Raw genomic sequence first — 25,849 nt, 5'->3', positions numbered from 1 at the left:
AACTTAAGTTTAATTTTACTACTTTGCGATATCATTTCAAATTTGTTTAGTGTAATTTAAAAATTTAAAAAAATAAAAAATTTTGAATACTAACTATTTGTTTATTAAGTATAAAAAAAATTAGAACAAAACTTATAAATTAAACTAAACTAATTATTCATGCAATTAGCAATGAGAAATTAAACAACTCAATGAAGAACTTTTTTAATTCAGACTCCTTTTTTGAAAGTTTCCTCCCAAAAACAGTAACAAAAAACAGTTGCTTTATATTTAGTATTTAATGACATCAAATTTAAAAAATAAAATATCTGTATTAATTATTACATTAAATGAAGAAACTCATATGCATGAGCTTTTGAGTGATTTAACTTTTGCTGATGAAGTAATAGTGGTTGATTCATTTAGTATAGACAAAACAAAAGATATTTGCCTTTCTTTTGAAAACGTTAAATTCATTGAACATAAATTTGAAAATTATACAGCACAAAGAAATATTGCATTAGATCTAGCCAAAAATTCATGGGTGTTATTTTTGGATGCTGATGAAAGAATTACTCCAAAGTTAAAAGAGGAAATTCTAAATACTATATCTTTAGAAAATACAGCTGATGCTTATTTTTTCTTAAGAAAATTTATGTTTCAAAACAAACCCTTGCATTTTAGCGGATGGCAAACTGATAAAAACATTCGTTTATTCAAAAAAGATAAAGCCCGATATATTGAAGGTAGATTGGTTCATGAAAAACTTAAAGTGAACGGAACTGTTGCTGTTTTGAAAAACAAACTAATTCATTATTCTTATTTGAATTATGATAGTTATAAAGCCAAAATGGTAAGTTACGGCAAATTAAAAGCTAAAGAACTTTATGCAAAGAATGTAAAGCCTAATTTTTTTCACTTTTATATCAAACCAGCTTATAAATTTTTTAGCAGTTATTTTATTCGCTTAGGAATTTTAGATGGAAAAAAAGGAATTATAATTTGTTACTTAAATGCGTTGAGCATATATGTTAGGTATCCGGAATTAGCCAAATTAATTAAAGAAAAAAGAGCTAATTAATTCCTGTAAAACAATAATTTGTTTTTCAATTGCTTTTTAAACTCATTTTTTGAAGTAAATTGATTAACAAAAGAAGACATTGAAGAATAAACTTTATCAAAAGTTACATCATTAAGTTTTGCATATTCGCTACTTATATGTTTTAATACATCATCTTCTAAAGACAATCTTGAAAAGTTTTTCATCCTTTGTTTAAATGTCAAAATAGAGTGAAATTTCATTCTATTTAAATCTACAAGATAAAAGTCATAAGCCCCATTTTCATTGACCTTGATCAAAGTGTTTCCTGGCGAGTGATCTAAAAACTCAACTCCAACTTCATGAAGTTTGAATGTAAACTGAGTGAATTGAATAATAATTTCTTTTCTATTAGGAAAATTTTTATCCATAAAAACTTCTCTTATAGAAAAATCATAATTTAAATAATCCGATACATAATAAGACTTTCTAATTCCAAAAAAAGTTAATTCTTCAAAATAAGCAATTGGTTTTGGTGTATTTATTCCTTTTTGCAATAAAATTTTTGCATGTTCAAATGATCGTCTGGCTTTTGATTTTCTGAAAAATTTATAAACCACTTTATTAATTAAATTGGGGACTTTAAACGACTTGATAGTAAGTTGTAAACCATTATAGTCTAAAACTTTTAAAGTATTTCTTGAACCACGAACTAAAACTTCACCTAAATCTTGCGATTTATCAATGATTTCCAACAAAGAAGTTTTATCTAAATCAGAACTATGTTCAAAATTATACATCATTACGTTATTCATTTCATAACAAAAGTAAATATTCACAAGTAATACTTAAAATAATTAATTTATTTTTACAAAAAAATTATGAGAAACATGAATTTCAAACATTATCTCGTTACCAGATTCAATTTAAAAAATAAAAAATGGGATGTAACAAAAAATAATGAATCTTTGTTGACAGATCAATGGATGGAACATCGAATGGAATTGTTTGAAAATTATTGTTTACCTAGTGTTGTGAGTCAAACAAACAACAACTTTAAATGGTTATTATTTTTTGACATTTCTACTTCAACTATTTTCCAAAAAAGGATACTTGATATTGCTCAAGAAAATAAGTTCATAAAATGTTTTTTTATAGACGGAATGGAAAATTTTCAAGATGCAATTAAAGAATTTATTGCAAAAGATGCTAAAGAAATTCCATACATTATAACTTCCAGAATTGATAATGACGATTGTGTTAGTAAATTCTACATTGACGAAATACAAAAACAATTTAATTTTCAAAAATACCTTGCTGTCGATTTTGTTTCAGGTTACACTTTAAGTTTAAATCCGGTTATGCTCGGCAAAAAAGAGCAGATATATAACCCTTTTATTAGTTTGATTGAAGAAAACAACAATCCGAAAACAGTATGGCATAACGACCACAATCAATGGAAAAAAGAAAAATCAATTATAAATATTGAAAATAAACGGGTTTGGTTGTCAATCATTCACGATAAAAATAAAGTTAATGAATTTTATGGATTTGGAAACATTTTTTGGGATTCTCTTGAAAATGAATTTATTATTTCCGATAAAATTAATGAAGAAATAAAATCTAAAATTATACCCCAAAAAAAATGGTTACTATTAAGTCTAAAAAATGAATGGCATGTAAGGTTTAAACTTTTAAGTAAGAAAATAAAAAAAATAATTGGACTTTATAAATTAAAAAAAATCTTAAATCTTAAATAATCTTTTAAGATAAAAATTAAAATATGGATAGTAATCAAGAAATACACAACGCATACGAAGTAATCAAAAACGGAGGCATCATCCTCTACCCGACCGATACCGTTTGGGGAATTGGCTGTGATGCTACGAATCCCGAAGCCGTAAAAAAAATCTACGCTCTTAAAAAAAGAGAAGAATCAAAAAGCATGATTGTGTTAATGAATGGCGAGAAAATGATGTATAATGTTTTCAAAGACATTCCCGAAGTAGCTTGGCAAATTCTCGATTTATCTGAGAAACCAACAACTTTAATTTTAGATAAACCTCGAAATGTGGCTCCAAATATCATTGCTGAAGACCAATCATTAGCCGTTCGGATCGTGAAAGAACCATTCTGTTTCAAATTGATGGAACGCATGAAAAGACCGCTGGTTTCAACTTCGGCCAACATATCCGGTCAACCCACTCCAAAATCATTCAAAGAAATCAGTCCCGAAATTATTAAAGGTGTAGACTATGTTGTAAATTTGCACCGCGAAAAAATTTGCGATAAGCCATCCACGATTATCAAATTAACCTTGGATAGTAAAGTTCAGATTATTCGGAAATAAAGTTATACGCCACGAATTCACAAATTAAATTTTAATGACAGATATTTTATATAAAACAGAAAGTTATCAATTGGTAGGTATTTTATTTGAAGTACATAATAATTTAGGAAAAGGTTTTTCTGAAATTGTATATAAAGATGCTCTCGAATATGAATTTAAAAATTCATCAATACAATTTGAAAGAGAAAAAGAGTATTCAGTCAATTATAAGAATATTATTTTGAAACATAAATTTTATGCCGATTTTGTCATATTTGATAAAATAATTTTAGAAATAAAATCATGTAAATCTTTAAATGACGAGCACATAGCTCAATGCTTAAATTATTTAAAAGTTTCAAATAATAAACTAGCAATACTGGTAAATTTTAATACAGATTCATTAGAACACAAAAGAATTATTCTTTAGATAGAATTCGTGAAAAAATATTTTTTATTCGATTAAAATTGTTATTATGAATTCAAAGTATTATTTGTGAATTCGTGGCAAAAAAACAAAAAAGTGGTTGTAAATTATAATAAAGCATTAGAAAATCCCATCTTCAAAATAATATCCAAAGCAGCTCAAGAACTTGGTATAGAAACCTTCGTTATTGGTGGTTTTGTACGTGATTTTTTGTTAGAACGCGATTTTAAAAAAGACATCGACATTGTTGCCATTGGTAGCGGTATTGAATTAGCTCTCAAAGTTTCAGAATTACTCCCAAACAAACCCAAAGTACAAATTTTTAAAACTTATGGCACAGCAATGCTTCGTTTTCAAGAAATTGATATAGAATTTGTGGGTGCTCGAAAAGAAAGTTATCATTTTGAAAGTCGGAATCCTGTTGTAGAAAACGGAACCTTGAAAGACGACCAAAACAGACGTGATTTTACAATAAATGCCTTGGCTTTTTCGCTAAATGAAAAAAATTATGGCGACTTAGTTGATCCTTTTAATGGGTTGGAAGATTTGGAAAATAAAATCATCAGAACACCTTTAGATGCTGACATCACCTTTTCGGATGATCCATTGCGAATGATGCGAGCGATTCGTTTTGCCACTCAATTAAATTTTACAATTGAAGAAAAGTCATTAGCTTCCATTTCTAAAAATTGTGAGCGAATCAACATTATTTCGGGTGAACGAATTGTTGATGAATTAAACAAAATTTTATCTACTGAAAAACCTTCAATCGGTTTCATCTTATTGTATCAAACCGGTTTGTTAGATTTGATTTTGCCTGAATTGACAGCTTTGAATCAAGTGGAAGAAATTGAAGGACATACACACAAAAACAACTTTTATCACACGTTAGAAGTTGTAGATAACATTTGTCCAAATACCGATGATGTTTGGTTGCGATGGGCGGCTTTGCTTCACGACATTGGGAAAGCTCCCACCAAAAAATTCAACAAAAAACAAGGTTGGACGTTTCACGGACATGAATTTTTGGGTGGAAAAATGGTGAAAAAAATCTTTGAAAGATTACACATGCCATTGAACCACAAATTGAAATACGTTTCTAAATTGGTTATGTTGAGTTCGAGACCCATAGTGCTTTCGCAAGATATCGTAACCGATTCTGCCGTTCGACGTTTGTTGTTTGATGCCGGCGAAGACATTGAAGATTTAATGATTCTTTGCGAAGCAGACATCACGACCAAAAACCCAAATAAATTTAAAAAGTACCATAATAATTTCAAAATTGTTCGTCAAAAAATTGTGGAAGTGGAAGAACGTGATCATGTACGAAACTTTCAACCACCCATTTCCGGAGAAGAAATTATGACTATTTTCAATTTAAAACCATCTCGTGAAATTGGAGTTTTAAAAGAAGCAATCAAAGAAGCTATTTTAGAAGGCGAAATCCCTAATGAATATGATGCTGCTTATACTTTCATGCTAAAAAAAGCTAAAAAATTAGGATTGCAAACGCTCAAAAATTAACGATAAGATTAACTTTTGTTTATTAAAACCAATAAATAAAAGTGATGTAATTTTGCATTAAGTTTATAAAACATGAAAACAAACAAACCCGTTATAATTTGGCTTCTTTCCGGCTGTGTTTTATTGTTTATTATGGTGATGGTTGGTGGCATCACTCGCCTCACAAATTCCGGACTTTCAATGACTGATTGGCATTTGGTAACCGATACTTTTCCTCCTTCATCCGAGCAAGCATGGAACGAAGCGTTTGAAGAATACAAGAAATTTCCTGAATACCAAAAAATCAATATTCACAACGATTTTACACTAGACGATTATAAATTTATTTATTTCTGGGAATGGTTTCACCGCTTCATCGGAAGAATCATCGGAATTGTGTTTATCATTCCGTTTGTATATTTTCTGATTAAGAAAAAATTAGACATTTCTACCATTAAGAAATGTATTATTTTGCTTTTTATGGGTGGATTTCAAGGATTTTTGGGTTGGTTTATGGTCAAAAGCGGCTTAATTGACAATCCTGATGTGAGTCACTATCGATTGGCTTTGCATTTAACTTTTGCCTTCATCACTTTTGCATACACTTTGTGGGTTGCGTTAGATTTAATCTATCCCAACAAAATTGAAGTCATTTTACCGTTGCGAAAATTAGCTCGAATTGCCATGATAGTTTTGATTATTCAAATTATTTATGGCGGATTTGTAGCCGGATTAAATGCCGGATTAATCCACAATCACTGGCCATTAATGAGTGAAGGTAAATTGATTCATGAAACCGTTTGGATTGAACAACCCACTCTTTTACAAAATTTAACCGAAGGAAAAAGTGGCGTTCAATTCGTTCATCGAACATTGGCTTATGTTGTGGTTGGTTTGATGATTTTGTTGTTTTTTAGAAGTAAAAAATATACACTAACATCACTTCAATCAAAATCGGTTAAAACATTGGTTTTGTTTGTGTTAATTCAATTTATTTTAGGTATTTTTACGTTATTATTTCATGTTCCGCTTTGGCTGGGATTAGCTCATCAATTGATGGCTTTTTTATTACTTAGTGCCATGACTTTTACTTTGCATCGCTTTAGTAAATAAATTTTCAGACTATATTGTCGCAGTTTTTGTTAGAATATATTACATGTCTAAACTTGCCGCTCAGGATAAATTTTTAGATTTATCCGATTATGGTAGAACTTTCGGAAGAATTTTTGCTTTACAATTAAAAAATACTCGCTTTACGCCTATTCATGTGACGCTACTTTTTGGAATCAGTGGATTGTTTGCAATCTATTGCATCCTTTATAATCATTATGTTTGGGCTGCTTTTTTTATCATTTTGAAGTCCATTATTGATGCCGCCGATGGTGAATTGGCTCGATTGAAAAAAACACCTTCCTATTCCGGAAGATATTTAGATAGTATTTTTGATATTTTCTTAAACTTCGGGTTTTTAATGGCGATTTGTTATGTTTCTTCCACATCATTTTGGTTTACGATTGTCGCCTTTCTTGCCATTCAATTGCAGGGAACATTATACAATTATTACTATGTAATTCTGCGAACAAAATCAATTGGAGGTGATTCAACTAGTAAAATATTTGAATATAAAACTCCTAAAGCTTTGCCAGGAGAAAGTCAACAAGTAGTAACTATTCTTTTCGGAATTTATACTATAGTTTACGGTGCTTTTGATAAAATTATTCACTTTTTAGATTCGGATGCATACAAAGTCAAAACCTTTCCAAATTGGTTCATGACGTTACTTTCTACTTATGGATTAGGTTTTCAATTGTTAATCATTGCCATCATGCTTCCGTTAGGCTGGATTGAATTTATTGTGCCGTTTTTTGTAGTTTATTCCGTTTTTATTTTGGTTTTAATTGGAATTCGGAAAACATTCATTTCTTAATTAACTGCAATCCTATTTTTAGTTATATTTGAAAATTAAGCTACAATTATCACTATGAATTTACTTTGGAAATACTTAAAGCCATACAGCAAATGGGTTTTTCTTGCTCTTTTTTTAGCCGGGGTTGCACAAATTTTAGCTTTATATGACCCAATAATTTTTGGTCAAATTATTGATGATTATGCACTGAATCCGGAAGATAAAACCAATGAAGAAAGAGTTAATGGTGCTACAAAATTACTTTTTCTTGCCATCGGAATTGCATTGGCTTCGAAACTGATTTTATCCTTCAAAGATTATTTTATTCGTTTAGTAGTTCAAAAATTTGGTATGCAGATTTTTAACGACGGACTTCGACAAACCTTACGTTTACCTTTTCAAGAATTTGAAGATCAAAGTAGTGGTGAGATTTTATCGATTTTACAAAAAGTACGTTCTGATACAGAAAAATTCATTTCTTCTTTTATCAATATTTTATTTTCCTCTGCGGTTGGAATTGGATTTCTGCTTTGGTATGCCATCACAAAACATTGGGCTTTAATTCCTGTTTTCTTAATCGGAATTGTATTGCTTGGCGGATTGACAAGTGTTTTAAGTCGTTCCATCAAAACGTTACAACGATCATTGATTAGACAAAATCGTCAAATGAGTGGAACAATTACGGAAAGTTTACGCAACATCGAATTGGTTAAAAGTCTTGGACTCACCTACCCCGAAATTCGCCGATTAAAAGTTCATACTAAGGAAATTTATGATTTAGAAATGGAAAAAGTCAAAAAAATGCGTGTACTTACTTTTTTGCAAGGAAGCATTTTAACGCTTCTGAAACAATCCATTTTATTCATTTTGCTCTGGTTGATTTTTAAAGATGTTTTAACGCCGGGTGAATTAATTTCGATGCAATTTATTTCCACGGGAATTATTGGTCCGTTGCAAGATTTAGGAAGCATTATTTTGTCGTATCGTGAAGCTGAAACTGCCTTGCAATTGTTTAATGAATTGATGCAAAAACAGCCTGAATTCAGTCCCGAAGAACCGGTAGATATTGGTCCAATTAGCGAATTATACTTTAAAGATGTTGTTTTCCGACATAAAAATGCGAGTTATAATGCCATTCAAAATATTTCATTTAAAGCAAAATTAGGCGATACCATTGCCTTTGTCGGTCCGTCCGGTTCAGGAAAATCGACTTTAGTCAAATTATTAGTTGGATTATATCGTCCAATTGAAGGTGACATTTTATATGATTCCATTTCGATAAAAGAATTACGTTACAATAGAATTCGTCGGCAACTGGGATTTGTAACGCAAGATACTCAACTCTTTTCGGGAACAATTCGTGAAAATTTACTGTTTGTAAAACCCGAAGCCACCGAAGAAGAAATGTTGGAAGCCATTATAAAAGCATCCGCCATTTCAATTCTTGAAAATTCAGAAAAAGGTTTGGATACGGTTTTAGGTGAAAACGGTAAAAAACTTTCCGGCGGCGAAAAGCAACGTTTGTCAATTGCCAGAGCTTTACTGAGAAAACCTCGTTTATTAATTTTTGATGAAGCAACTTCCGCTTTAGATTCATTAACCGAAGAACAAATTACGGAAACCGTTAAAGAAATTTCGGTCAATAAACAACAAATGACCATTTTGATTGCACATCGATTATCCACAATAATGCATGCTGACACTATCTATGTTTTAGAACGAGGAAAGATTGTTGAAGAAGGCAACCACGACGAATTAGTGGCTAAAAAAGGATTATATTTTGCGATGTGGCGTCAACAAATTGGAGAAAGAAAGAAAATTTTGGTAGTTTAACCCAACCATATTTTAAAATCATTTACTCGTTCGCGACTCACAATCACCTCGTCTGCTTTGTAAGTTGGTAGAATTACTTTCAAACGCGAATTGCTGTAAACCACAATATCCTTAATAGTTTTTAAGGGAATAATAAATTTACGGCTAACTCTGAAGAAGTCTTTTGGATTTAATTCTGATTCCAGTTGTTCTAATGTACTATCTAATAAATAATCTCGATTGTCAATCGTATGAAGATAAGTTCCTTTATTTTCACTGAAAAAACACTCTACTTCATCAATAGCAATCATTTTAAGATGTTCGCCAATTTTAATGGTAAAACGTTGTTTGTATACCTTCTCGACAGGATTAACCAGCATTCGTTTTATCATATCAAAATCTAAAGAAGCAATGCTACTTTTTTGAAATTGATTTTTGAATTTTGAAATTGCAATAGCTAAATCATCTTCGTCAATTGGTTTAAGCAAATAATCAATACTGTTTAACTTGAAAGCCCGCAACGCATATTCATCAAAAGCAGTGGTGAAAATGACAGCACTTTTAATTTCTATTCTTTCAAAAATTTCAAAAGATAATCCGTCCGATAATTGAATATCTAAAAAAATCAAATCCGGATGTTGATTATTTTGAAACCATTGTATAGCTTCTTCAACAGAATGTAAAAGCGTTTCTATTTGCAAACCCAATTTTTCAACCTTTCGTTGTAACAAACGAGCTGCTGGTTTTTCGTCTTCAATGATAATGATTCTCATATTTTAAAAGGGTAATGGGTTACTGCTAAAAGGTAATAGGAGATGCAACTGAAAACTGTAACTGTAAAATGCGACTGTAATCTACTCCCATTTCTTATTTTTTTCCTTCTCCATGAGTTCTCTTATTTTACGTTCTTCCCAGTTGTTTCCTAAAATCCATTGGGGTACGAATACCGAAAAAGCATGAGCAACTAAACCAATTCCCCAGAAAAAAGCAGTGAAGAAATTTTCATATTTAAAATAGGATTCGCCTGGTTCTAAATCTTGAATATTAACTATTATGATCATTATGTTTACCACAACATAAATTATTAAATGGCTGTAAAACCCTTTAATTTTCTGTACTCGTTTAAGGGCTTCTTGGTATTTTATTTCGTCTTGTGAGTTCATTTTTTTATTGTTTTAATGAAATGTATTTTTCTTTTTTTCTTCTTCCATAAATTGCTTAATCTTGCGTTCTTCCCAATCTTTACTGAAAAGACTATCGGTTCCAAAGACTCCAAAACCGTGACCTAATAATCCAACACCCCAACCTATCATGGGATAAAAAAACCAATAATGTTGTGGTGAAAACCTTAAGTTTATAAAAACAATCACCGGAATTATTACTAAGTAGGTAAATAAATGAATATAAAATCCTTTGATTTCTTTTACCTTTTTGCTTGCTTTTTGATAGCTGTCGTATTCACTATTTGTTTGCATAATCGTATGATTTAATTCCATTTTCTTTTTGATTTATTTTCTTGATTCAAAATTTCCTGAATTTTTCGTTCTTCCCATGATTTTCCGTAACCAAAGGTTTCAAAGGCATGAAAAGTAACTCCTAGTCCCCATCCCAACATTGGAAACCAAAACCACTGAAATTTTGAGGTGTTTAGATTTATGATAATCATCACCGGAATAACCATGCAGTAAGAAATTAAATTTCCATAAAATCCTTTTATTTTTTCTACCCGTTCTTTGGCTCGGGCATAAGCCATGTCTTCATTATATTTTATTTGTGTTTCCATGATTGTAATTTGCTTTGTTAAAATTGGTAATAGTACTTTAAACGATTGTTCGTTTTCATCTACCAAAACTTTTCTTTTTGTTAAAATGGCATATCGATTTACTATGTTTTGCAATCCAACTCCTTTTCGATCTGATAAAATTTCTTTTTTCTGTAAATTGTTTTCAATAACTAGTTGATTATTTTCGATAAAAATTTTAATATGAAGCGGTTTACTTTCACTCACAACATTATGTTTGATGCAATTTTCCAACAACAATTGAAGTGAAAGCGGCACTACTTTGGCTTCGTCATTATTAAAATTTTCAGGCAATTCAAACGTAATGCTGTTTTCAAATCGCATTTTTAATAGATTCATGTAGGTTTTGGCAAAGTTTAGTTCCTCTTGAACAGAAACCAATTCTTTATCTTTTTGCTCCAAAACATAGCGATAAATTTTAGACAACGAAGTGGTAAATTTTTGAGCACTTTCCGGGTTTTCTTCTATCAATGAACTCAAGACATTCAAACTATTAAACAAAAAATGCGGATCAATTTGATTTTTTAAACTTTCAAATTGTGCAGAAGCAGTTCCTGCAATTACTTTTTGTTCTTTTACTTTATTTTCTTGATAGGCTTTGTAAAAATAAAAAGCATGAATTGCAAGAGTTACAATGAACGTAATGATGATAGCAACAATATAGTTTGAAGGCTTTTCATTGGCTAAAAAATCAGTAAAAGTTTGGTTTTCCATCACAACATCTTCAAAAACCCGCAATAAAAATATAACCAAAAGACTGATTAAGAACGAGGCAAAAGCACCAATAACAAGTCGTTTTTTAGTAAATCGATTTGACTTAAAAATAGTATCCAGTTTTTGAAAAACATAACTGTTGGCAAAGTATAAAGAATAGCCGTAAAGCATTGAATATCCGAAATTAACCAGCAATCCGTAATCAAAATTTATTTTGTTTCCGGATATCCATCGTATACTTACCATTACAGCAAATATGGTTAGGCTAATCCAGGTTGCTCTGGGAAATTCTTTGATATACTTTTCCATTTCCATTTTTTATTTACAAGCTTTTGCTGCTTCTTGAGCTCTTTCTAATCCCCATTTAGGATGAAAAACAGTTTGAGGTTTAAAAGTAGCAAAAAGTTCGATTGCTTTTTCAATTTGAACACAGATTGGTTTGGTATCAGTTCCAAAAAATCGAGCAGATCCCATTTCAAATTCGGTTTTACTGAACACTACTCTGGGATTATTTGGTTCTATTTGTTCAGCCTTTGCATAGATTTCCATTACTTTTCCTGATAACTTCATTCCGTTAGTCATTGGGTCAAAAGCAATCCAAGCGGTGTGAATCATCGCTTGCATCACTAACAATTCAACATTATTTGGATATTTGTTTAACTCAACATCCAATGCTGATTGAGCTTTAGTCAGCAAAGCATTCACTTGATCTTTGTCTTTAGTTGCAAAAGCGGTAGTTGTATTAACTAAAGCTACATAATAATTTGGTAACCAATTGTCTTTTTCTGCCGATGCAATACGTTCAAACATAGCCGAAGATTCTGTGTTTTTTCCTTCACCCCAAAGTGCGAAAGCTTTTCCCATTCCTTGTTCAAATTGACTTTGTCCGTTTACTATTGAAACGACTAAAAGTGCGAGGGTGATGATAATTTTTGTCATAATTTTAATTTTTAAATTGTTTAAGATGGTTCAAAATTGTTTAATGTTGTTCGTTTGATGAGTCAAATTTCCGTTATTAAATCAGGCTTTAAAAAAGAGTTTTACTGAACTGTCGATTTTTAAGGATGAATTGATTTTTCTTTAAGATACTTAGGTTCTATGGTGCTGAGTTTACAGCAATTCTAAAAACCTTAGTCCCTTAGTGCCTTAGTACCTATAGATTCTCCAACTGGTTCGTTTTCTTATTATCACTTATCGTCCAAAAGAAACCAACAAAGAAAAAACGATCTGCAGGTTGACCAATAGCTCTGCGTTGAAATTGGCCATTCATATCAGGTGAATTGGCATATTGATAACCAAACACGTTGTCTGTTCCAATGATGTTAGAAATCGAGAAATACAAAATCTTTTGTTGCGAAAGCAAATAAGCCCAATTGAAACTCAAATTTTGAAAGGCTTTCGTTTTTCCGTTCATGAAATCCATTTCATTGGGATTGTTGTAAGGTCGACCGGAATTAACAATGTACGAAAATCCAATTTGCGATTTCCAATCATCAATCCAATGTTTAGTAACAATCGACAAGGTATGATCAGCAATAAAACTGGGGGTTACTTGGTTAGGAAAATTCAAATAATCACGTTCCGTATCTATGTACGAATACGAAACCCAATAATCGGTATTTTTGAACGTTTTATTATCTCGCCAAAAAATATCAATTCCTTTGGCAAAGCCTGACCCATCGTTGTTGAAAGCTGAATTAAATTGAGCTACCTCTGTATCAAATTTTACTAAATCTTCATATTTTTTATAATAGGCTTCAGCTCTAAATAATCGACCGTCTTTATTATGTTGGAAATTTAAAATAAAATGACTCGCTTTTTCCGATTGAAAATCATCCGAATATTTGATATAATCCGCTCTCGGAGTTTGAACAAAATCGCCATAAGCGAAGGAAAACTGTCCATTTTTTGAAACTTTGTACGCAAAAGAACCTCTAGGCGAAACTCGGAATTCATCCAGCAAACTATTTTGCGAAGCCCTTGCTCCCACTTTCATCGCTAATTTTTTACTAAAGAAAATATCCGTTTCAGCATAAGCGGCAGCAATTGAATTTTGATAGCCAACTTTAAAATTTTCTCCTTGAAATTCGGAAAACTGTTCATCAAAATCGGTTACAAAATAATCGGTCCCGACAGTAATTTTAATTCGTTCGGTGAATTTCTTTCCCACTTTAATTTTTAAATGAATAGCGTTTTCATCATTTTCAATTTGGTTAGCATTGATTCCAATCTTATTAATGCCCAAACCATAACTCATTCCTGTATGTAAGCTCCAATTATTACCGAAAGTTCCTTTATAAGATGCATTCCCATAAAAATTATTATTCTGTAAATCAAAGCGAACTTTCTCAGTTTGATTAATATCTTCCTGATTTATATCAAATTGAGCCACATCAAATGAACCATAAACTTTCAATAAACCATTTCTAAATTGATAACGATAAACCAATTCTCCGGCTAACGATTGATAGGGTTTATTCCAATCAACCGCTTGCGGAATCAGTTTCTGATACGGTTCCAAATTGATATAAGCCGCATTAAAAGTCAACGAATTTTTATTCCATTTTTGTGTATTTCCGATTCCTAATCCAACCGTCATTAACGAAATATCGGTTTGTTCTTGAATAGGTTCATCGATGGTATTTAAAGTCAACACACTCGAAAGAGCTTCACCAAATTCAGCACTATAACCTCCAGTTGAAAACGAAATTCCATTAAATAAAAACGGTGAAAAACGACCGCGGGTTGGCAAGTTATCTGCCGTTGCACCATACGGTTGAGCCACTCGAAGTCCGTCAACAAACGTTTGAGTTTCATCGGCTTCACCACCACGAACGAATAAACGACCACTTTCACCAACGGTTTGAGTTCCTGGTAATGTATTCAAAGCTCCGATGATATCTCCGGCTGCTCCGGCTGTTGTAACAATATCCAACGGTTTCAAAACAGAAACTCTGGCTTTATCTCCGGCTTCGAAAGTTCCAGCTGTTACAACAACTGCATCTAATGCATTAACACTTTCTTTAAGTTTGATTGTTTGATTGTTGAAATTAGCAACATCAATTTGCTTTTTGAATGTTTCGAAGGAAAGATAGCTGACGATTAAAATTTTAGTTCCAATTTCTGATGTATTGAATTTAAAAAATCCATTTTCATCAGAAGAAGCACCATCGTATGTTCCTTCTAAATAAATATTTGCTCCGGGAATGGCAATTCCTTTTTCATCCACTACTTTACCGGAAATTTCTGTTTGAGCATAAGTTTGAAGTCCAATAACAAAAAGTAGTAATGTAAAAATAGTTCTCATTTGGTTATATTTTGATGAGACAAAGTTGCTTCAAACCAAAAGAATTAAAAATTGAAAGTTGCTGAAATGTGAAAATTAGAGGATGAATTGTAAACTTAGTTGTTTTTTGTATATTTACTAAAATCAATTATATCATGAAGAAAATAATTGTCATAATTTTATTTCTTGTCTCTTTTCTCGGCTTAAGTCAAGAAAGCAATTCTAATTTGTCGAATGAAAACAGTAAGTCGTTTTATAATTTTAATTTTCAGGAAACAAATTACAATTACAAACCTTTTCCAAAAAATTATTTTTTTGAACTACAAGACAATTTCGCAACATTAAATGAATTACAAAGCAATTTACCTAAACTGAATTATGGTAAACAAACCTTTTTCTACACTAAAGATGAATTCACAGGATTTTATAATATTTATAGTTCAGTGAATAATGAAGTTAGATTGTATCAAAGTCATTTCAGTATTTTAGATTTTTCTCCGACTTGTGGGATGCCTGGCCCCGTGAGCAATGGAGATGCGGGAGATTTGTTTGGTGCAATCATACATTCTTTACTTTCTGACCTTGATTTAAAATTTAAAATAGGTAAACGTCACACTATTTCCTTCTTCTAATATTTTTTTAATGAACCCAAAAATACAAATCACCAAAACCGAATTACTTTCTGATAATTGGTACCTACTTAATAAAGTCACATTTGAATTTACACCCGAAAACGGCGAACCCGAAATTCAACGCAGAGAAGTCTATGATCGCGGAAACGGTGCGGCAATTTTGTTGTACAATAAAGCAAAACAAACCGTTATTTTAACCCGTCAATTTCGTTTACCAACCTTTTTAAATGGAAACGAAAGCGGTATGATGATTGAAGTTTGTGCTGGCCTTTTAGACGAAAAAAATCCCGAAGACTGCATCAAACGCGAAACCGAGGAAGAAACCGGTTACCGCATTCAAGAGGTAAAAAAAGTATTTGAAGCCTATATGTCGCCCGGAGCTGTAACCGAAATTTTATACTTTTTTACAGCCGAATATCAACCGGAAATGAAAGTGAGTGAGGGAGGTGGTTTAGCCACAGAACACGAATATATTGAAGTCTTAGAACTCGATTTTAACCAAGCTTTAAAAATGGTTTATGACGGAGAAATTAAAGATGCGAAGACGATAATGTTATTGTTGCATGCTAAAAATGAGGAATTAAGGTAAAACCAAAAATATCATGAAAAAAATTTTGTGTTGCTTCTTTATAATGTCTTTTGTAATATCTCGTGGACAATCCTATAAAATTACTTACGAAAAATGGAGTAATGGAAAAAAAATTGAAAACCAAGATCCTATTTTGGTATACGCCAATTCATCCCTAACATTAGTAAGTTCTGTGGGAATTTTTTCAGGTAAAAACAACTTTCCTTTCGAACAAACCTATATCAATCGAAGTAGTCAAACTCTGATTCAATCGGCTCAATTAAATCAAAATAAATCGATTTCCACAAAAGATTCATTAGGTTTAAGCAAACAATCGTTTGAATTGTTGAATGAAACTAAAATGATCTTAGGTTACAAATGCCGAAAAGCAAAAACAATCATCAATTCCAACACTATTGAATTGTGGTATACCAACGACCTCAACGTGAAAGGTGCTCCAACCGTTTTAGGTCAAAATTTAGGATTGGTTTTAGAAATGAATCGCAACAATAACTTTGTGATTACAGCAACCAAAATTGAAAAACTAAAAAAATTACCTTTAGAAATTGCTTTACCAAACTCCAATTTTTCCGACGGATTAACCTATCGTGATTTACTTTGGAGAAGTCGTTTTGTTACACTTTCAGTTTTTGAAAATGAAACCATAAATTTTTCAGATAAATCAAAATCAAATGATAGCATTTTGCGATTTGCTAATGGTACGGTTATTTTACGAAAAGTAAAATTTCCTGAAATTAAAAATGGAAGTCCAGTTTTTGTTGAACTAAAAACCAATTCTACGGGTGATGCTTATGACAGAACTGGGTCGCTTTTTGTAATTCCTGTAAAAGGTGAAAATACTTTTTTTAATGGTTTAAAAAGCGGTATGAATACTTTACCCATTTATCAAAACGGAAACGGAAAAACCTATCAAGGTGTTGTTTTAAAAGATGATTATCAACCCTTAACAGAGTTAATGCGGTTTTTTACGCCTTTTGGAATTAAACAATACAATCATATTTCATTAAAAGATAAAACATGGTATAATGAAGTTCCGTATCGTCAAGACATTTCTGAATTGCAACCCATTTTGAGCGAACAAGAAATGTGGGTGGGAGCTTTTATTGGAAATTATGATCAAGGTGGACACCGAGTTTCTCTTGAAATTACGATTCATCCGCAAGAAAACGAAACTAAAAAAACAACCTTCGCTTTGCCTCTTTTCAATACGACTAATGTGATGGAAATGGGCGGACAAGAATATGCCACCATGTTTTCGGATGACAAAGGTTTAGAAGTCACTTTTACATTAGATAAATCGCTTAAAAATGCTCAATTGCGATACATTACCACCGGACATGGCGGCTGGGAAAACGGCGACGAATTTGTGCCTAAAAAAAATAGCATCTACTTAGATGAGCAACTTGCATTTTCTTTTATCCCTTGGCGACAAGATTGTGGTTCGTACAGGTTGTTTAATCCGGCTTCGGGGAATTTTGGCAATGGTTTATCGTCGTCAGACTACAGCCGCTCTAATTGGTGTCCGGGTATGGTAACAAATCCAATGTTGATTAATTTGGGTGATTTATCAGCCGGAAATCATTCCATTCGTATTCAAATTCCGCAAGGTTTACCGGAAGGTAGCAGTTTTAGTGCTTGGAATGTTTCGGGCATATTGTTAGGAGAACCGGTAGAGTAAAATTCCCTACCGATTTCCTGTTAATCAACCAATCAACTAAAACAATTAATCTTTAATTTTAAAAACTTTGGTTAAAATATCATCCATCAAACACCATTTGGTTAAGGAAGATTGTAATAAATTGGCTCCTACAAAAGCAGTAAACCATAACCAATTTTGATTGACATAGATTGCTAATAAAATACTGATGAGGATAAATGTTCCTGCTATGCCGCGTACGATTCTGTTTTTCATTTTTTTAAGGTTCTAAGGTTCTGAGGCTCTAAGGTTCTGAGGTTTGGGACTATTTTTAACTTAGTCCCTCAGTTCCTCAGCACCTTAGTACCTTTTATATAAATTTTTCTATATTAAATGTTGCTAAATGCACTTTCGATTTGGTTTCTAATTCTAGGTTGAAAGCGAGAATTAAATCATACAATTTTTCCAAATTTTCAACCGGAACGAAAGCATAAAATGCAATGGATTCGTTTTCGTTTACTTCGCTTCCAAACCAGTTGGAGGCCAAGGCTTCTTCTGATACATCTTTGAATCCGGTAACTTCGCGGTACGAATAGGTTTTTACACCGGATTGTTTGAGCAAATGCTGTATCTCTCGTTTGAAAGAATGGACAGCGGTTAGTAAGACTAGTTTCATGTTTTTGAGGTGCTAAGGTTCTGAGGTATTAAGGTTCTGAGGTTTCACTAATTACTATTCATTAATCACTATTCTTCTCCCATTTTTTGCGTTCTGTCATGTAATAAATCAACGGAACTACAATTAAAGTTAACAAGGTAGACACAATTGCTCCAGCTACTAACGAAATCGCTAATCCCTGGAAAATAGGGTCGAATAGGATAATCGATGCTCCAATTACAACAGCTCCGGTGGTTAATAAAATTGGCGTGGTTCTCACAGCTCCTGCTTCAATGATGGCTTGTTTTAATTCGATTCCGTCGTTTAATCTGATTTCAATAAAGTCGATTAACAAAACGGAGTTTCTAACCATTACACCAGCTAATGCAATCATTCCGATAAAGGACGTGGCTGTGAAAAATGCTCCTAACAACCAGTGACCTAACACAATTCCTACCAATGAAAGCGGAATGGCCAACATCATCACAATAGGCGTTTTAAAGTTTTGGAACCAACCCACAATTAACATATAAATTACTAAGATTACGACTAAGAAAGCCACGCCTAAATCACGGAAAACTTCTAAGGTAATTTGCCATTCACCATCCCATTTTACAGTAAAATTACTTTCGTCAGAAGGTTGTTCCATATATAATTCATTGATGGAATAGCCTTTCGGTAAATTCATTTTTTGAAGTTTTTCTTCCATTCCTAAAATGGCATACACCGGACTTTCTAAATCACCGGCCATGTCTGCGGTGACATAAACAACCCGTTTTTGATCTTTGCGATAGATAGTGTTTTGTAAGGTACTTTCCGTTACTTTCACTAAATCACTCACCGGAACCACATTGCCTTGTGCCCCTTTAATTTTCAAGTTTTGAATATCTTGCAAAGACGTTTTATCTTGATCGTCAAGCGATAACACAATACCCACCGGGTTATTAGAACGTTCATCATACAAATTGGAAACAGGCATTTCTCGCAACAAATACGTCAAATTACCCACCACTTGCTGTGGAGCAATTCCGTTCAACATGGCTTTTTCTTTATCCACTTCTAATTTGTATTCGGTTTGAGCATCTTCCACCATCCAATCGATATCCACAATATCGGGAGTGGTTTCCAAAATCGTTTTCACTTGTTTGGCCACTTTAATCTGCTCAGCATAATCAGGTCCGTAAATTTCAGCTACCAAAGTTGATAATACAGGAGGTCCAGGTGGAACTTCAATAATTTTGACATTGGCACCATATTTTTTGGCAATTTTTTGCACTTTCGGACGAACGATTTTGGCAATATCATGACTTTGTAAATCACGGTCTTCTTTGTGTAACAAATTCACTTGAATGTCTGCCATATTACTTCCGCCACGCAAATCGTAATGACGCACCAATCCGTTGAATGTTATCGGTGCAGAAGCTCCTATATAATTTTGATAATCCACCACTTCCGGAACGGTTGACAAGTACTGAGCAATTTCTTTGGTAACGGCTGCCGTTCGTTCTAATGTTGTGCCTTCCGGCATATCAATTACCACTTGAAACTCATTTTTATTATCAAACGGTAGCATTTTTACGGCAACGGATTTAGTGAAAAACATTAATACCGAACCAATTAGCAATACCGTCGTGATTCCCAACATGACCATTCTTTTCTTTGAACTATTTAAAAACGGACGTTCTAATTTGTTGTAAATTCTATAAATGCGAGAAGTTTCTAAACCTTGTTCTTCTTTGTGTTCTTGTTCCTCTTTTTCGCGAAGTAAATGATAACCTAAATAAGGTGTCACAGTTAACGCCACAAACAACGATAAAATCATGGCAATGGATGCTCCAATCGGCATCGGACTCATGTAAGGCCCCATCATTCCGGATACAAAAGCCATCGGAAGAATCGCCGCAATTACGGTGAATGTGGCTAAAATGGTTGGATTTCCTACTTCATTTATCGCATAAATGGCAGCTTGTTTAAATGGTAATCGCTTCATTTTGAAATGACGGTGCATGTTTTCAGCAATAATGATACTGTCGTCTACCACAATTCCCACCACAAAAACTAAGGCAAAAAGTGTAATTCTATTCAACGTATAACCTAATAAATAATAACTAAATAAGGTCAACGCAAACGTCAACGGAACAGAAAAGAAAACTACTAATCCGCCTCTCCAACCCATCGCTAACATTACTAAAATGGTTACGGCTAAAATAGCAACACCTAAATGCAACAACAATTCGCCTACTTTATGAGAAGCTGTTTCCCCATAATTTCGGGTAACTTCCACATGTACATCGTCAGGAATTAAATTAGTTTTGAGTTGTTCGACTTTTTCTAAAATCTTATCCGAAATTTTCATTGCATCGGCACCTTTTACTTTTCCAACAGAAATAGTAACGGCTGGATATTCGCTTGGTTTGGCAGAAAACTTTTCATTCGCTTTTCCATACCCAAAAGAAACATAACTTCGAGCTGTGGAAGGTCCGTCTTGAATAGATGCCACTTGTTTTAAATAGACCGGCATATTTTGATTAATACCAACTACCAAATTTTCAACATCTTCAGCATTGGATAAAAATTTTCCGGTAGTGATTAGATATTCCGTGTCATTTTGCACAAAGCTTCCCGACTGCGAAGAACCGTTATTGGCTTGAATCATTTGCATAATTCCCAACGCATCTACTTTGTTTTCGGCCATTTTATCTTTATCTAAAACCACTTTTAATTCACGGGTTCGTCCGCCAATTTCTTTGGTAATAGCTACATCTTTAACTTTTTCAATTTCCGAAGTAACTTCTTCTGCCAATTGCCGAATTTGAAAATCATCATATTTTTCACTCCACAACGTTAATCCCAACATCGGAACATCATCGATTGAACGCGTTTTTACCATCGGTTTATAAACGCCTTGCGGAAAAATATGTTCGTGTTTGGCTAATTCATCATACAATTTCACGTAGGAACGTTCAATGTCTTCGCCTACATAAAATTGAACAATAATCATCGCTTGACCATTCATCGCCATGCTATGCAAATGCTCAACCCCTTTTATGTTTGATAAAACTTTTTCCAACGGTTTGATGACACGGCTTTCTACTTCTGCCGGAGTTGCTCCCGGATAACCAATCATTACATCGGCCATTGGAACATTAATTTGTGGTTCTTCTTCTCTCGGAATTAAGAACGAACTATATACGCCAATCACCATCAAGGCCACCATCAATAGAATGGTTAGTTTGGAATTGATAAAGAAATTGGCAATTTTGCCTGAGATACCTTCTTGCATGTTTTTATTTGTTTGAAGTTTCAAGTTTCAGGTTTCAAGTTATTGTAAACTGAAAACTGCGACTGAAAACTGTTTACTATTTACTGAACACTCACTTTTGCACCGTTAAACAATTTACCTTCTGCCGAAACGATATACGGTTCATTGGACGATAATCCGGAAAGGACTTCTACTTTGTCTCCGTAGGTTTTTCCTATTCGTAACCATCTTAAAATGGCGGTATTGTTGGCAACGGTATAAATTCCGGTGAGCTGACCTTGTTTTACTAATGCCGATTCGGGAACTAAAACTTGTTCTGAACTTTCATTTGTATCTGCTATTTTTTCAATTGGAAATTGCACGTTGACAAACATTCCGGAAAGAATAGTTTTATCCATTTCATCTAAATTGACTTTCACTAAATATTGTCCGCCTGTATTTTTGGCTGATAAACTCACTTCCGAAACTTTTCCGGCCACTTTTTTATTCATTGATTTGATAATGATGGAAACCAGCATTCCTTGTTTAATTTTTGAAATATCAGTTTCCGAAACCATAGCGGTCACTTGTAATTTTCCGGAACCTTCTACACTAACTAACGGCATTCCCGGATTGGCCATGTCGCCTTCTTTGATGAATGTATTAGTTACAATTCCGCCAAAAGGTGCAGTGATATTAGCATAATTAAATTGAGCCATGACTTCGTTACGCATTTGTTTTGCTCCTTCCAATCCGGCTTTTGCCATTTCAAAACGAGCGGTCATGTCATCTAATTCTTTTTGCGAAGCACTTTGCTGAGCAAACAAGTTTACAAAACGATCGTAGTCTTTTTTGGCATTGTTATAACCCGCAGTTGCTTGTAAAATGGAAGCATCCACTTGTGCTTTTTTGGCTTGTAAATCGGCGTTGTTAATGCTCACTAACAATTGTCCGGCTCCTACTTTTTGTCCAACTTTTACATGAACTTTTGTTACATAACCCATCATTCGGGTGCTGACATTGGCACTGTTTTCGGCTTCAATTTTACCACTTGCCGTTACAAATGGACTGGATGAATTTTCTATTGAACCATTTACTTTTACGGCAATGGCAGGTAATGTTTTGACTTCTTTTTGGTCGCTTCCGCAGGAAAATAAAATTGCTGCTGAAAAAATAATTAGAAATTTTATTTTGATATTCATAAGATTGTGATTTAGTATAATGATTTGTTGAATGCTATTATTTAGTTAAAAATTCCAAATACATTTTGGTGAAATTGTATTCAAAAACCGCTTGTAAGTATTCCAATTCTTTCTGAGCCGTTTGTGTTTCAGTCATCAATAAATCAGACGTTTTTTCCAATCCTTGAGCAAAACGATTTTGGCGGATTCGGAAACTTTCCTGGGTTTGTTCAAAAGCCATTTTAGAAAGAGCCACTTTGTTTTGAGCATCGGCCAATTGACGATTGGTTTTGTTCAATTCTAATTGACTTTGTTTTTTGTATTGTTCGGCTTCCGTTTCTGCTTTTTGAAATTCAACTTTTGATTTTTCAAATTTTCCGATGGATTTGTAACCGTCAAATAAATTCCAAGACAATTGAGCTCCGACTGTATAACCGTTTGCTCCAAATTGAAATATTTCGGTATCATACAGTTCATACGTTCCAAAAGCATTCAAGCGTGGTAGAAAACTCATTTTACCTGATTTCATCATGTTTTTATAGGCTTCAGTTGATTTTTCCATCGCTAGAAAATCTTTTCTTGATGTTGATAATTGAGCGTTTTCTAACGTAGGATTAATTTCGTTTTCCAAATTTTCAACCGGTTTATAAATGCCACTTTTGGTATCTTCGTTTAATAAGAAAGCCAAATAATCGGATGCGTTTCGCACATTACTTTTGGCATATGAAAGTTGATTGGTAATTTCATTTACCCTAACTTGTACATCCAACACATCTGTTTTTTGAAGCATGCCTTGTTTGAAATAATTGTTGACTAAATTCAGATTGGCTTGTGCAGTAGAATTCGCTTTTTCTAGAACCTCAACTGCTTTATATGCTAGTTGCAATTGCATAAAGGCTTTGTTTACTTCCAATTCTAAATATTCTTTGGTGCGTTCTGTTTGCAATTGATAGGCTTCCATTTTTGACTTGGCGGCTTTTCTTTCATATAAACCATCGGCATTAAAAATGGGTTGAAGTACTTCAATTCGAGTAGCATAATTTTGCACTTGTGAAGGATCATTCAACAAAGCAGGATTAAAATCGGCTTGCGTTAAGATTTCTTGATTCAATTTAGAACCAAATGCCATTAATGGATTTGTTGTAGTAATGGCAGTATGCGAAGCAGAAATACTCGGTAAAAAAAGAGCATTTGATTGGCGATAATCCGAACGAGCCGACTCAAAGGATTGATTTGAGATTTTAAGTTGAAGATTTTGTTCCGATAATTTAGTGGATAAATCCGTTTTGGAAATTTGCAAGGTATCTTGACTGAATACGGCTGATGAACAGGCAAATATCCCGAGTGCAATTGTATTTTTAATTGTTTTCATTCGTTTTACTTCTTAATTACAAGGCAAAAGTAGAACGATGAAAAGAGGTGTGCAGTAACATTTGTTACCAAGAGAATTTTTTATGATTTTAGGATAATTGGAAAGAATCGGCCACTTATAATGGAAGTTTTGGAAAAAACCGTCCTACTTTCTCCTGATATTCCTTGTACGAATTGAATTTTTGAGCAAGTTGTTTTTCTTCATATGTTGATTTAAGATAAAACCAAATGAGTAACAAACTTCCGACGATGAGTTTATAAATTGAATACTTATAAAGTGCAAAACCAAAGGCAAACATCAAAATTCCAGAGTAAATGGGATGACGACTATATCGAAAAAATCCTTGCGTTAGTAAAACCGCTTTTTCGGTTGGTGATGGAAAAACGGTTAGATTAGTTTTTAACTCAAAAACAGTCAATAAAGCAATCATAAATCCGATAATGGCAATCACCATTCCGAATGTTGCCAGATAGTTTGGAATTGCTAATGGTTGAAAAAAATCAAAAGTATAGGCTCCAAAAAGAAGAAATTGGATAAAAACAAAAATGTAATCTTTGCTACTCTTTTTCATTTTTTTCCTTCTTCTTGGGGGAAGTTACAAACAAATTAAACAATAAACCACCCATTAAACCTCCGTATAAAGTGCTGTTTAATGGTTTGGAGGTGATGTAACACGTTCCACTAACACAACCTATTTGTTGATAATAGAGATATCCGGCAACTAGTCCTACAACCACCCCAATTCCGGTAACAATGATAGCTTTTTTATTCATTTGTTTTTTTTGTAAAGGTAATACTCCAAATCCCACGTACTTCATTTTCATCATATCCAATCGCTAAATCCTTGGGATATAATTTCAAAATTTGACGTTGTACTTCCGGTTTGATTTGTTTTCCGTGACATTGCAAACACATTGTGTTAGTTTCTATCGGGTAATAAAATTGAATTTTATCTCCTTTTTCAAGAGCAACAGGTTTGATGTCTTTTTTGTCAACCAAATCTTTTTTAAATTGAGCAATATAGTTTAATTCTTCTTCATTGGCTTTGTTATTAGGGTTTCGATTCTTGTCGGAAACTCTTTTTATAGTAGCATTAAACTGCGTTGACATACTATCAGTTAAAGGGATGGCTTGAATGTTACAAAAGATCAGGGCTTCCATTGTTCCTTTTTGCTGAATCGCTTCCATTAAATTTTTGCCTAGTACTTTTTTGGTGCTCAAAGCATAATCTAAACCTATATCGGCATACGTTTTAACCACTTCCACTTCTTCCATTTTCTTTCCTGATTGTGTCCAATTTTTATTGCCGTTACCTTCCCAATGGGTTTTAAACCATTCAGGTTCTTCAATTTGATAGTCATACATAAAGGCAGCAATTTTCTCTATACTACCTTCCGGAAAAGCTTGTTTCGGCATTAGTCCGTGTTTTTTTATCGCACCATACATTAAGGCTTTGTCTTCTGTAGGGTTTTCAACAAATTGTTCAATGGGTGAAACAAATTCCTCTTTCGTTTTATTATCCATCAAATAGCGAGCTTTAATGGCAACCATCGGAGGAGCTATGCGACCTTGAGTTTCAGAAGCCGTTGGACTGTGGCATATATAACAATGAGTCTGCATTAATTTCTGAGCATGCTCGGCTTCTGCTTGAGTCAAATCTTTTTGGATTTCAAGTAGTTCATTTTTTTTTTGACAAGACAATAAACTTAGAAATACAAATAAAACAATACTACTTTTCATAATTAAT

The 25,849-nt window shown here is 33.1% G+C and carries 26 protein-coding genes; 11 read left to right on the top strand and 15 right to left on the bottom strand.

Going from position 1 to position 25,849, the window contains the following annotated elements; genetic code table 11:
* Positions 1-280 precede the first annotated feature (280 nt).
* Positions 281-1,060, top strand: coding sequence for a glycosyltransferase family 2 protein (locus IEV15_RS09405; RefSeq protein WP_188362269.1), 780 nt, complete (start codon positions 281-283; stop codon positions 1,058-1,060).
* Here the strand turns inward: IEV15_RS09405 and IEV15_RS09400 are convergent.
* Positions 1,057-1,821 carry a lipopolysaccharide kinase InaA family protein gene (locus tag IEV15_RS09400; protein WP_188362268.1) on the bottom strand — a complete coding sequence of 255 codons (765 nt, stop codon included), beginning with the start codon at positions 1,819-1,821 and terminating at the stop codon, positions 1,057-1,059. The two genes, IEV15_RS09405 and IEV15_RS09400, sit on opposite strands and share 4 nt — an antisense overlap.
* 87 nt (positions 1,822-1,908) lie before the next feature.
* On the opposite strand from IEV15_RS09400, the gene IEV15_RS09395 reads away from it, so the two are divergent.
* The 7 genes from IEV15_RS09395 (at position 1,909) to IEV15_RS09365 (ending at position 9,016) form a co-directional block, all read left to right on the top strand.
* Positions 1,909-2,778 (top strand): glycosyltransferase, encoded by an 870-nt coding sequence (locus IEV15_RS09395; RefSeq protein WP_229734128.1) that lies wholly within the window; start codon positions 1,909-1,911, stop codon positions 2,776-2,778.
* 23 nt (positions 2,779-2,801) lie between these two features.
* Entirely contained in the window at positions 2,802-3,368 is a 567-nt protein-coding gene (locus tag IEV15_RS09390; protein WP_188362266.1) for an L-threonylcarbamoyladenylate synthase, read from the top strand.
* Between the two features lie 34 nt (positions 3,369-3,402).
* Positions 3,403-3,777, top strand: coding sequence for a GxxExxY protein (locus IEV15_RS09385; RefSeq protein WP_188362265.1), 375 nt, complete (start codon positions 3,403-3,405; stop codon positions 3,775-3,777).
* A 66-nt stretch (positions 3,778-3,843) separates the two neighbouring features.
* On the top strand, positions 3,844-5,298 hold the full coding sequence (locus IEV15_RS09380; protein WP_229734127.1) for a CCA tRNA nucleotidyltransferase: 1,455 nt from the start codon (positions 3,844-3,846) through the stop codon (positions 5,296-5,298).
* 72 nt (positions 5,299-5,370) lie between these two features.
* A complete protein-coding gene (locus IEV15_RS09375) occupies positions 5,371-6,390 on the top strand; it encodes a COX15/CtaA family protein (RefSeq protein WP_188362264.1) in 1,020 nt (339 codons plus the stop codon).
* A gap of 43 nt (positions 6,391-6,433) precedes the next feature.
* Positions 6,434-7,204: a CDP-alcohol phosphatidyltransferase family protein gene (locus IEV15_RS09370; RefSeq protein WP_188362263.1), complete on the top strand. Its 771-nt coding sequence runs from the start codon at positions 6,434-6,436 to the stop codon at positions 7,202-7,204.
* 54 nt (positions 7,205-7,258) lie between these two features.
* Entirely contained in the window at positions 7,259-9,016 is a 1,758-nt protein-coding gene (locus tag IEV15_RS09365) for an ABC transporter ATP-binding protein (RefSeq protein WP_188362262.1), read from the top strand.
* Here the strand turns inward: IEV15_RS09365 and IEV15_RS09360 are convergent.
* The 6 genes from IEV15_RS09360 to IEV15_RS09335 all read right to left on the bottom strand — a co-directional run bounded on the left by IEV15_RS09360 (position 9,013) and on the right by IEV15_RS09335 (position 14,817).
* Positions 9,013-9,768, bottom strand: a complete 756-nt coding sequence (locus IEV15_RS09360) for a LytR/AlgR family response regulator transcription factor (protein WP_188362261.1) — start codon at positions 9,766-9,768, stop codon at positions 9,013-9,015. The two genes, IEV15_RS09365 and IEV15_RS09360, sit on opposite strands and share 4 nt — an antisense overlap.
* Positions 9,769-9,849: 81 nt before the next feature.
* Entirely contained in the window at positions 9,850-10,158 is a 309-nt protein-coding gene (locus IEV15_RS09355; protein ID WP_188362260.1) for a 2TM domain-containing protein, read from the bottom strand.
* A gap of 12 nt (positions 10,159-10,170) precedes the next feature.
* Positions 10,171-10,470 carry a 2TM domain-containing protein gene (locus IEV15_RS09350; protein ID WP_188362259.1) on the bottom strand — a complete coding sequence of 100 codons (300 nt, stop codon included), beginning with the start codon at positions 10,468-10,470 and terminating at the stop codon, positions 10,171-10,173.
* Positions 10,471-10,481: 11 nt separating this feature from the next.
* The gene (locus IEV15_RS09345) at positions 10,482-11,819 is read right to left on the bottom strand and encodes a 2TM domain-containing protein (protein ID WP_188362258.1); all 1,338 of its coding nucleotides are present in this window, start codon (positions 11,817-11,819) and stop codon (positions 10,482-10,484) included.
* A gap of 9 nt (positions 11,820-11,828) precedes the next feature.
* Complete coding sequence (locus IEV15_RS09340; RefSeq protein ID WP_188362257.1) at positions 11,829-12,449, bottom strand: hypothetical protein; 621 nt, start codon at positions 12,447-12,449, stop codon at positions 11,829-11,831.
* Positions 12,450-12,663: 214 nt separating this feature from the next.
* On the bottom strand, positions 12,664-14,817 hold the full coding sequence (locus IEV15_RS09335; RefSeq protein WP_188362256.1) for a TonB-dependent receptor: 2,154 nt from the start codon (positions 14,815-14,817) through the stop codon (positions 12,664-12,666).
* A gap of 134 nt (positions 14,818-14,951) precedes the next feature.
* Here IEV15_RS09335 and IEV15_RS09330 point away from each other — a divergent pair, with 134 nt between their 5' ends.
* The 3 genes from IEV15_RS09330 to IEV15_RS09320 are packed head-to-tail and all read left to right on the top strand — an operon-like array spanning position 14,952 to position 17,695.
* Positions 14,952-15,428: a hypothetical protein gene (locus tag IEV15_RS09330; RefSeq protein WP_188362255.1), complete on the top strand. Its 477-nt coding sequence runs from the start codon at positions 14,952-14,954 to the stop codon at positions 15,426-15,428.
* A gap of 10 nt (positions 15,429-15,438) precedes the next feature.
* The gene (gene nudK, locus IEV15_RS09325; RefSeq protein ID WP_188362254.1) at positions 15,439-16,017 is read left to right on the top strand and encodes a GDP-mannose pyrophosphatase NudK; all 579 of its coding nucleotides are present in this window, start codon (positions 15,439-15,441) and stop codon (positions 16,015-16,017) included.
* 13 nt (positions 16,018-16,030) lie between these two features.
* Positions 16,031-17,695, top strand: coding sequence for a GLPGLI family protein (locus IEV15_RS09320; protein ID WP_188362253.1), 1,665 nt, complete (start codon positions 16,031-16,033; stop codon positions 17,693-17,695).
* 45 nt (positions 17,696-17,740) lie between these two features.
* On the opposite strand, the gene IEV15_RS09315 is transcribed toward IEV15_RS09320, so the two are convergent.
* The 8 genes from IEV15_RS09315 to IEV15_RS09280 all read right to left on the bottom strand — a co-directional run bounded on the left by IEV15_RS09315 (position 17,741) and on the right by IEV15_RS09280 (position 25,842).
* Positions 17,741-17,929: a YgaP family membrane protein gene (locus IEV15_RS09315; RefSeq protein ID WP_026710411.1), complete on the bottom strand. Its 189-nt coding sequence runs from the start codon at positions 17,927-17,929 to the stop codon at positions 17,741-17,743.
* 94 nt (positions 17,930-18,023) lie between these two features.
* Entirely contained in the window at positions 18,024-18,329 is a 306-nt protein-coding gene (locus tag IEV15_RS09310; RefSeq protein WP_188362252.1) for a hypothetical protein, read from the bottom strand.
* A gap of 61 nt (positions 18,330-18,390) precedes the next feature.
* Positions 18,391-21,591: an efflux RND transporter permease subunit gene (locus IEV15_RS09305; RefSeq protein ID WP_188362251.1), complete on the bottom strand. Its 3,201-nt coding sequence runs from the start codon at positions 21,589-21,591 to the stop codon at positions 18,391-18,393.
* Positions 21,592-21,671: 80 nt separating this feature from the next.
* A complete protein-coding gene (locus tag IEV15_RS09300) occupies positions 21,672-22,751 on the bottom strand; it encodes an efflux RND transporter periplasmic adaptor subunit (RefSeq protein ID WP_188362250.1) in 1,080 nt (359 codons plus the stop codon).
* Positions 22,752-22,788: 37 nt separating this feature from the next.
* Entirely contained in the window at positions 22,789-24,102 is a 1,314-nt protein-coding gene (locus tag IEV15_RS09295) for a TolC family protein (RefSeq protein ID WP_188362249.1), read from the bottom strand.
* Between the two features lie 115 nt (positions 24,103-24,217).
* On the bottom strand, positions 24,218-24,673 hold the full coding sequence (locus IEV15_RS09290; RefSeq protein ID WP_188362248.1) for a methyltransferase family protein: 456 nt from the start codon (positions 24,671-24,673) through the stop codon (positions 24,218-24,220).
* The gene (locus tag IEV15_RS09285) at positions 24,660-24,875 is read right to left on the bottom strand and encodes a DUF6132 family protein (protein ID WP_188362247.1); all 216 of its coding nucleotides are present in this window, start codon (positions 24,873-24,875) and stop codon (positions 24,660-24,662) included. Before IEV15_RS09285 ends, IEV15_RS09290 begins: the two co-directional genes overlap by 14 nt.
* Positions 24,868-25,842, bottom strand: coding sequence for a Tll0287-like domain-containing protein (locus IEV15_RS09280; RefSeq protein ID WP_188362246.1), 975 nt, complete (start codon positions 25,840-25,842; stop codon positions 24,868-24,870). Before IEV15_RS09280 ends, IEV15_RS09285 begins: the two co-directional genes overlap by 8 nt.
* Positions 25,843-25,849 lie beyond the last annotated feature (7 nt).

Origin of the sequence: Flavobacterium orientale (genome assembly GCF_014638005.1) — a bacterium.
Lineage (GTDB): Bacteria > Bacteroidota > Bacteroidia > Flavobacteriales > Flavobacteriaceae > Flavobacterium > Flavobacterium orientale.
Note: the sequence above shows the minus strand (reverse complement) of the source record. Positions and strands in the feature narration are given on the sequence as shown.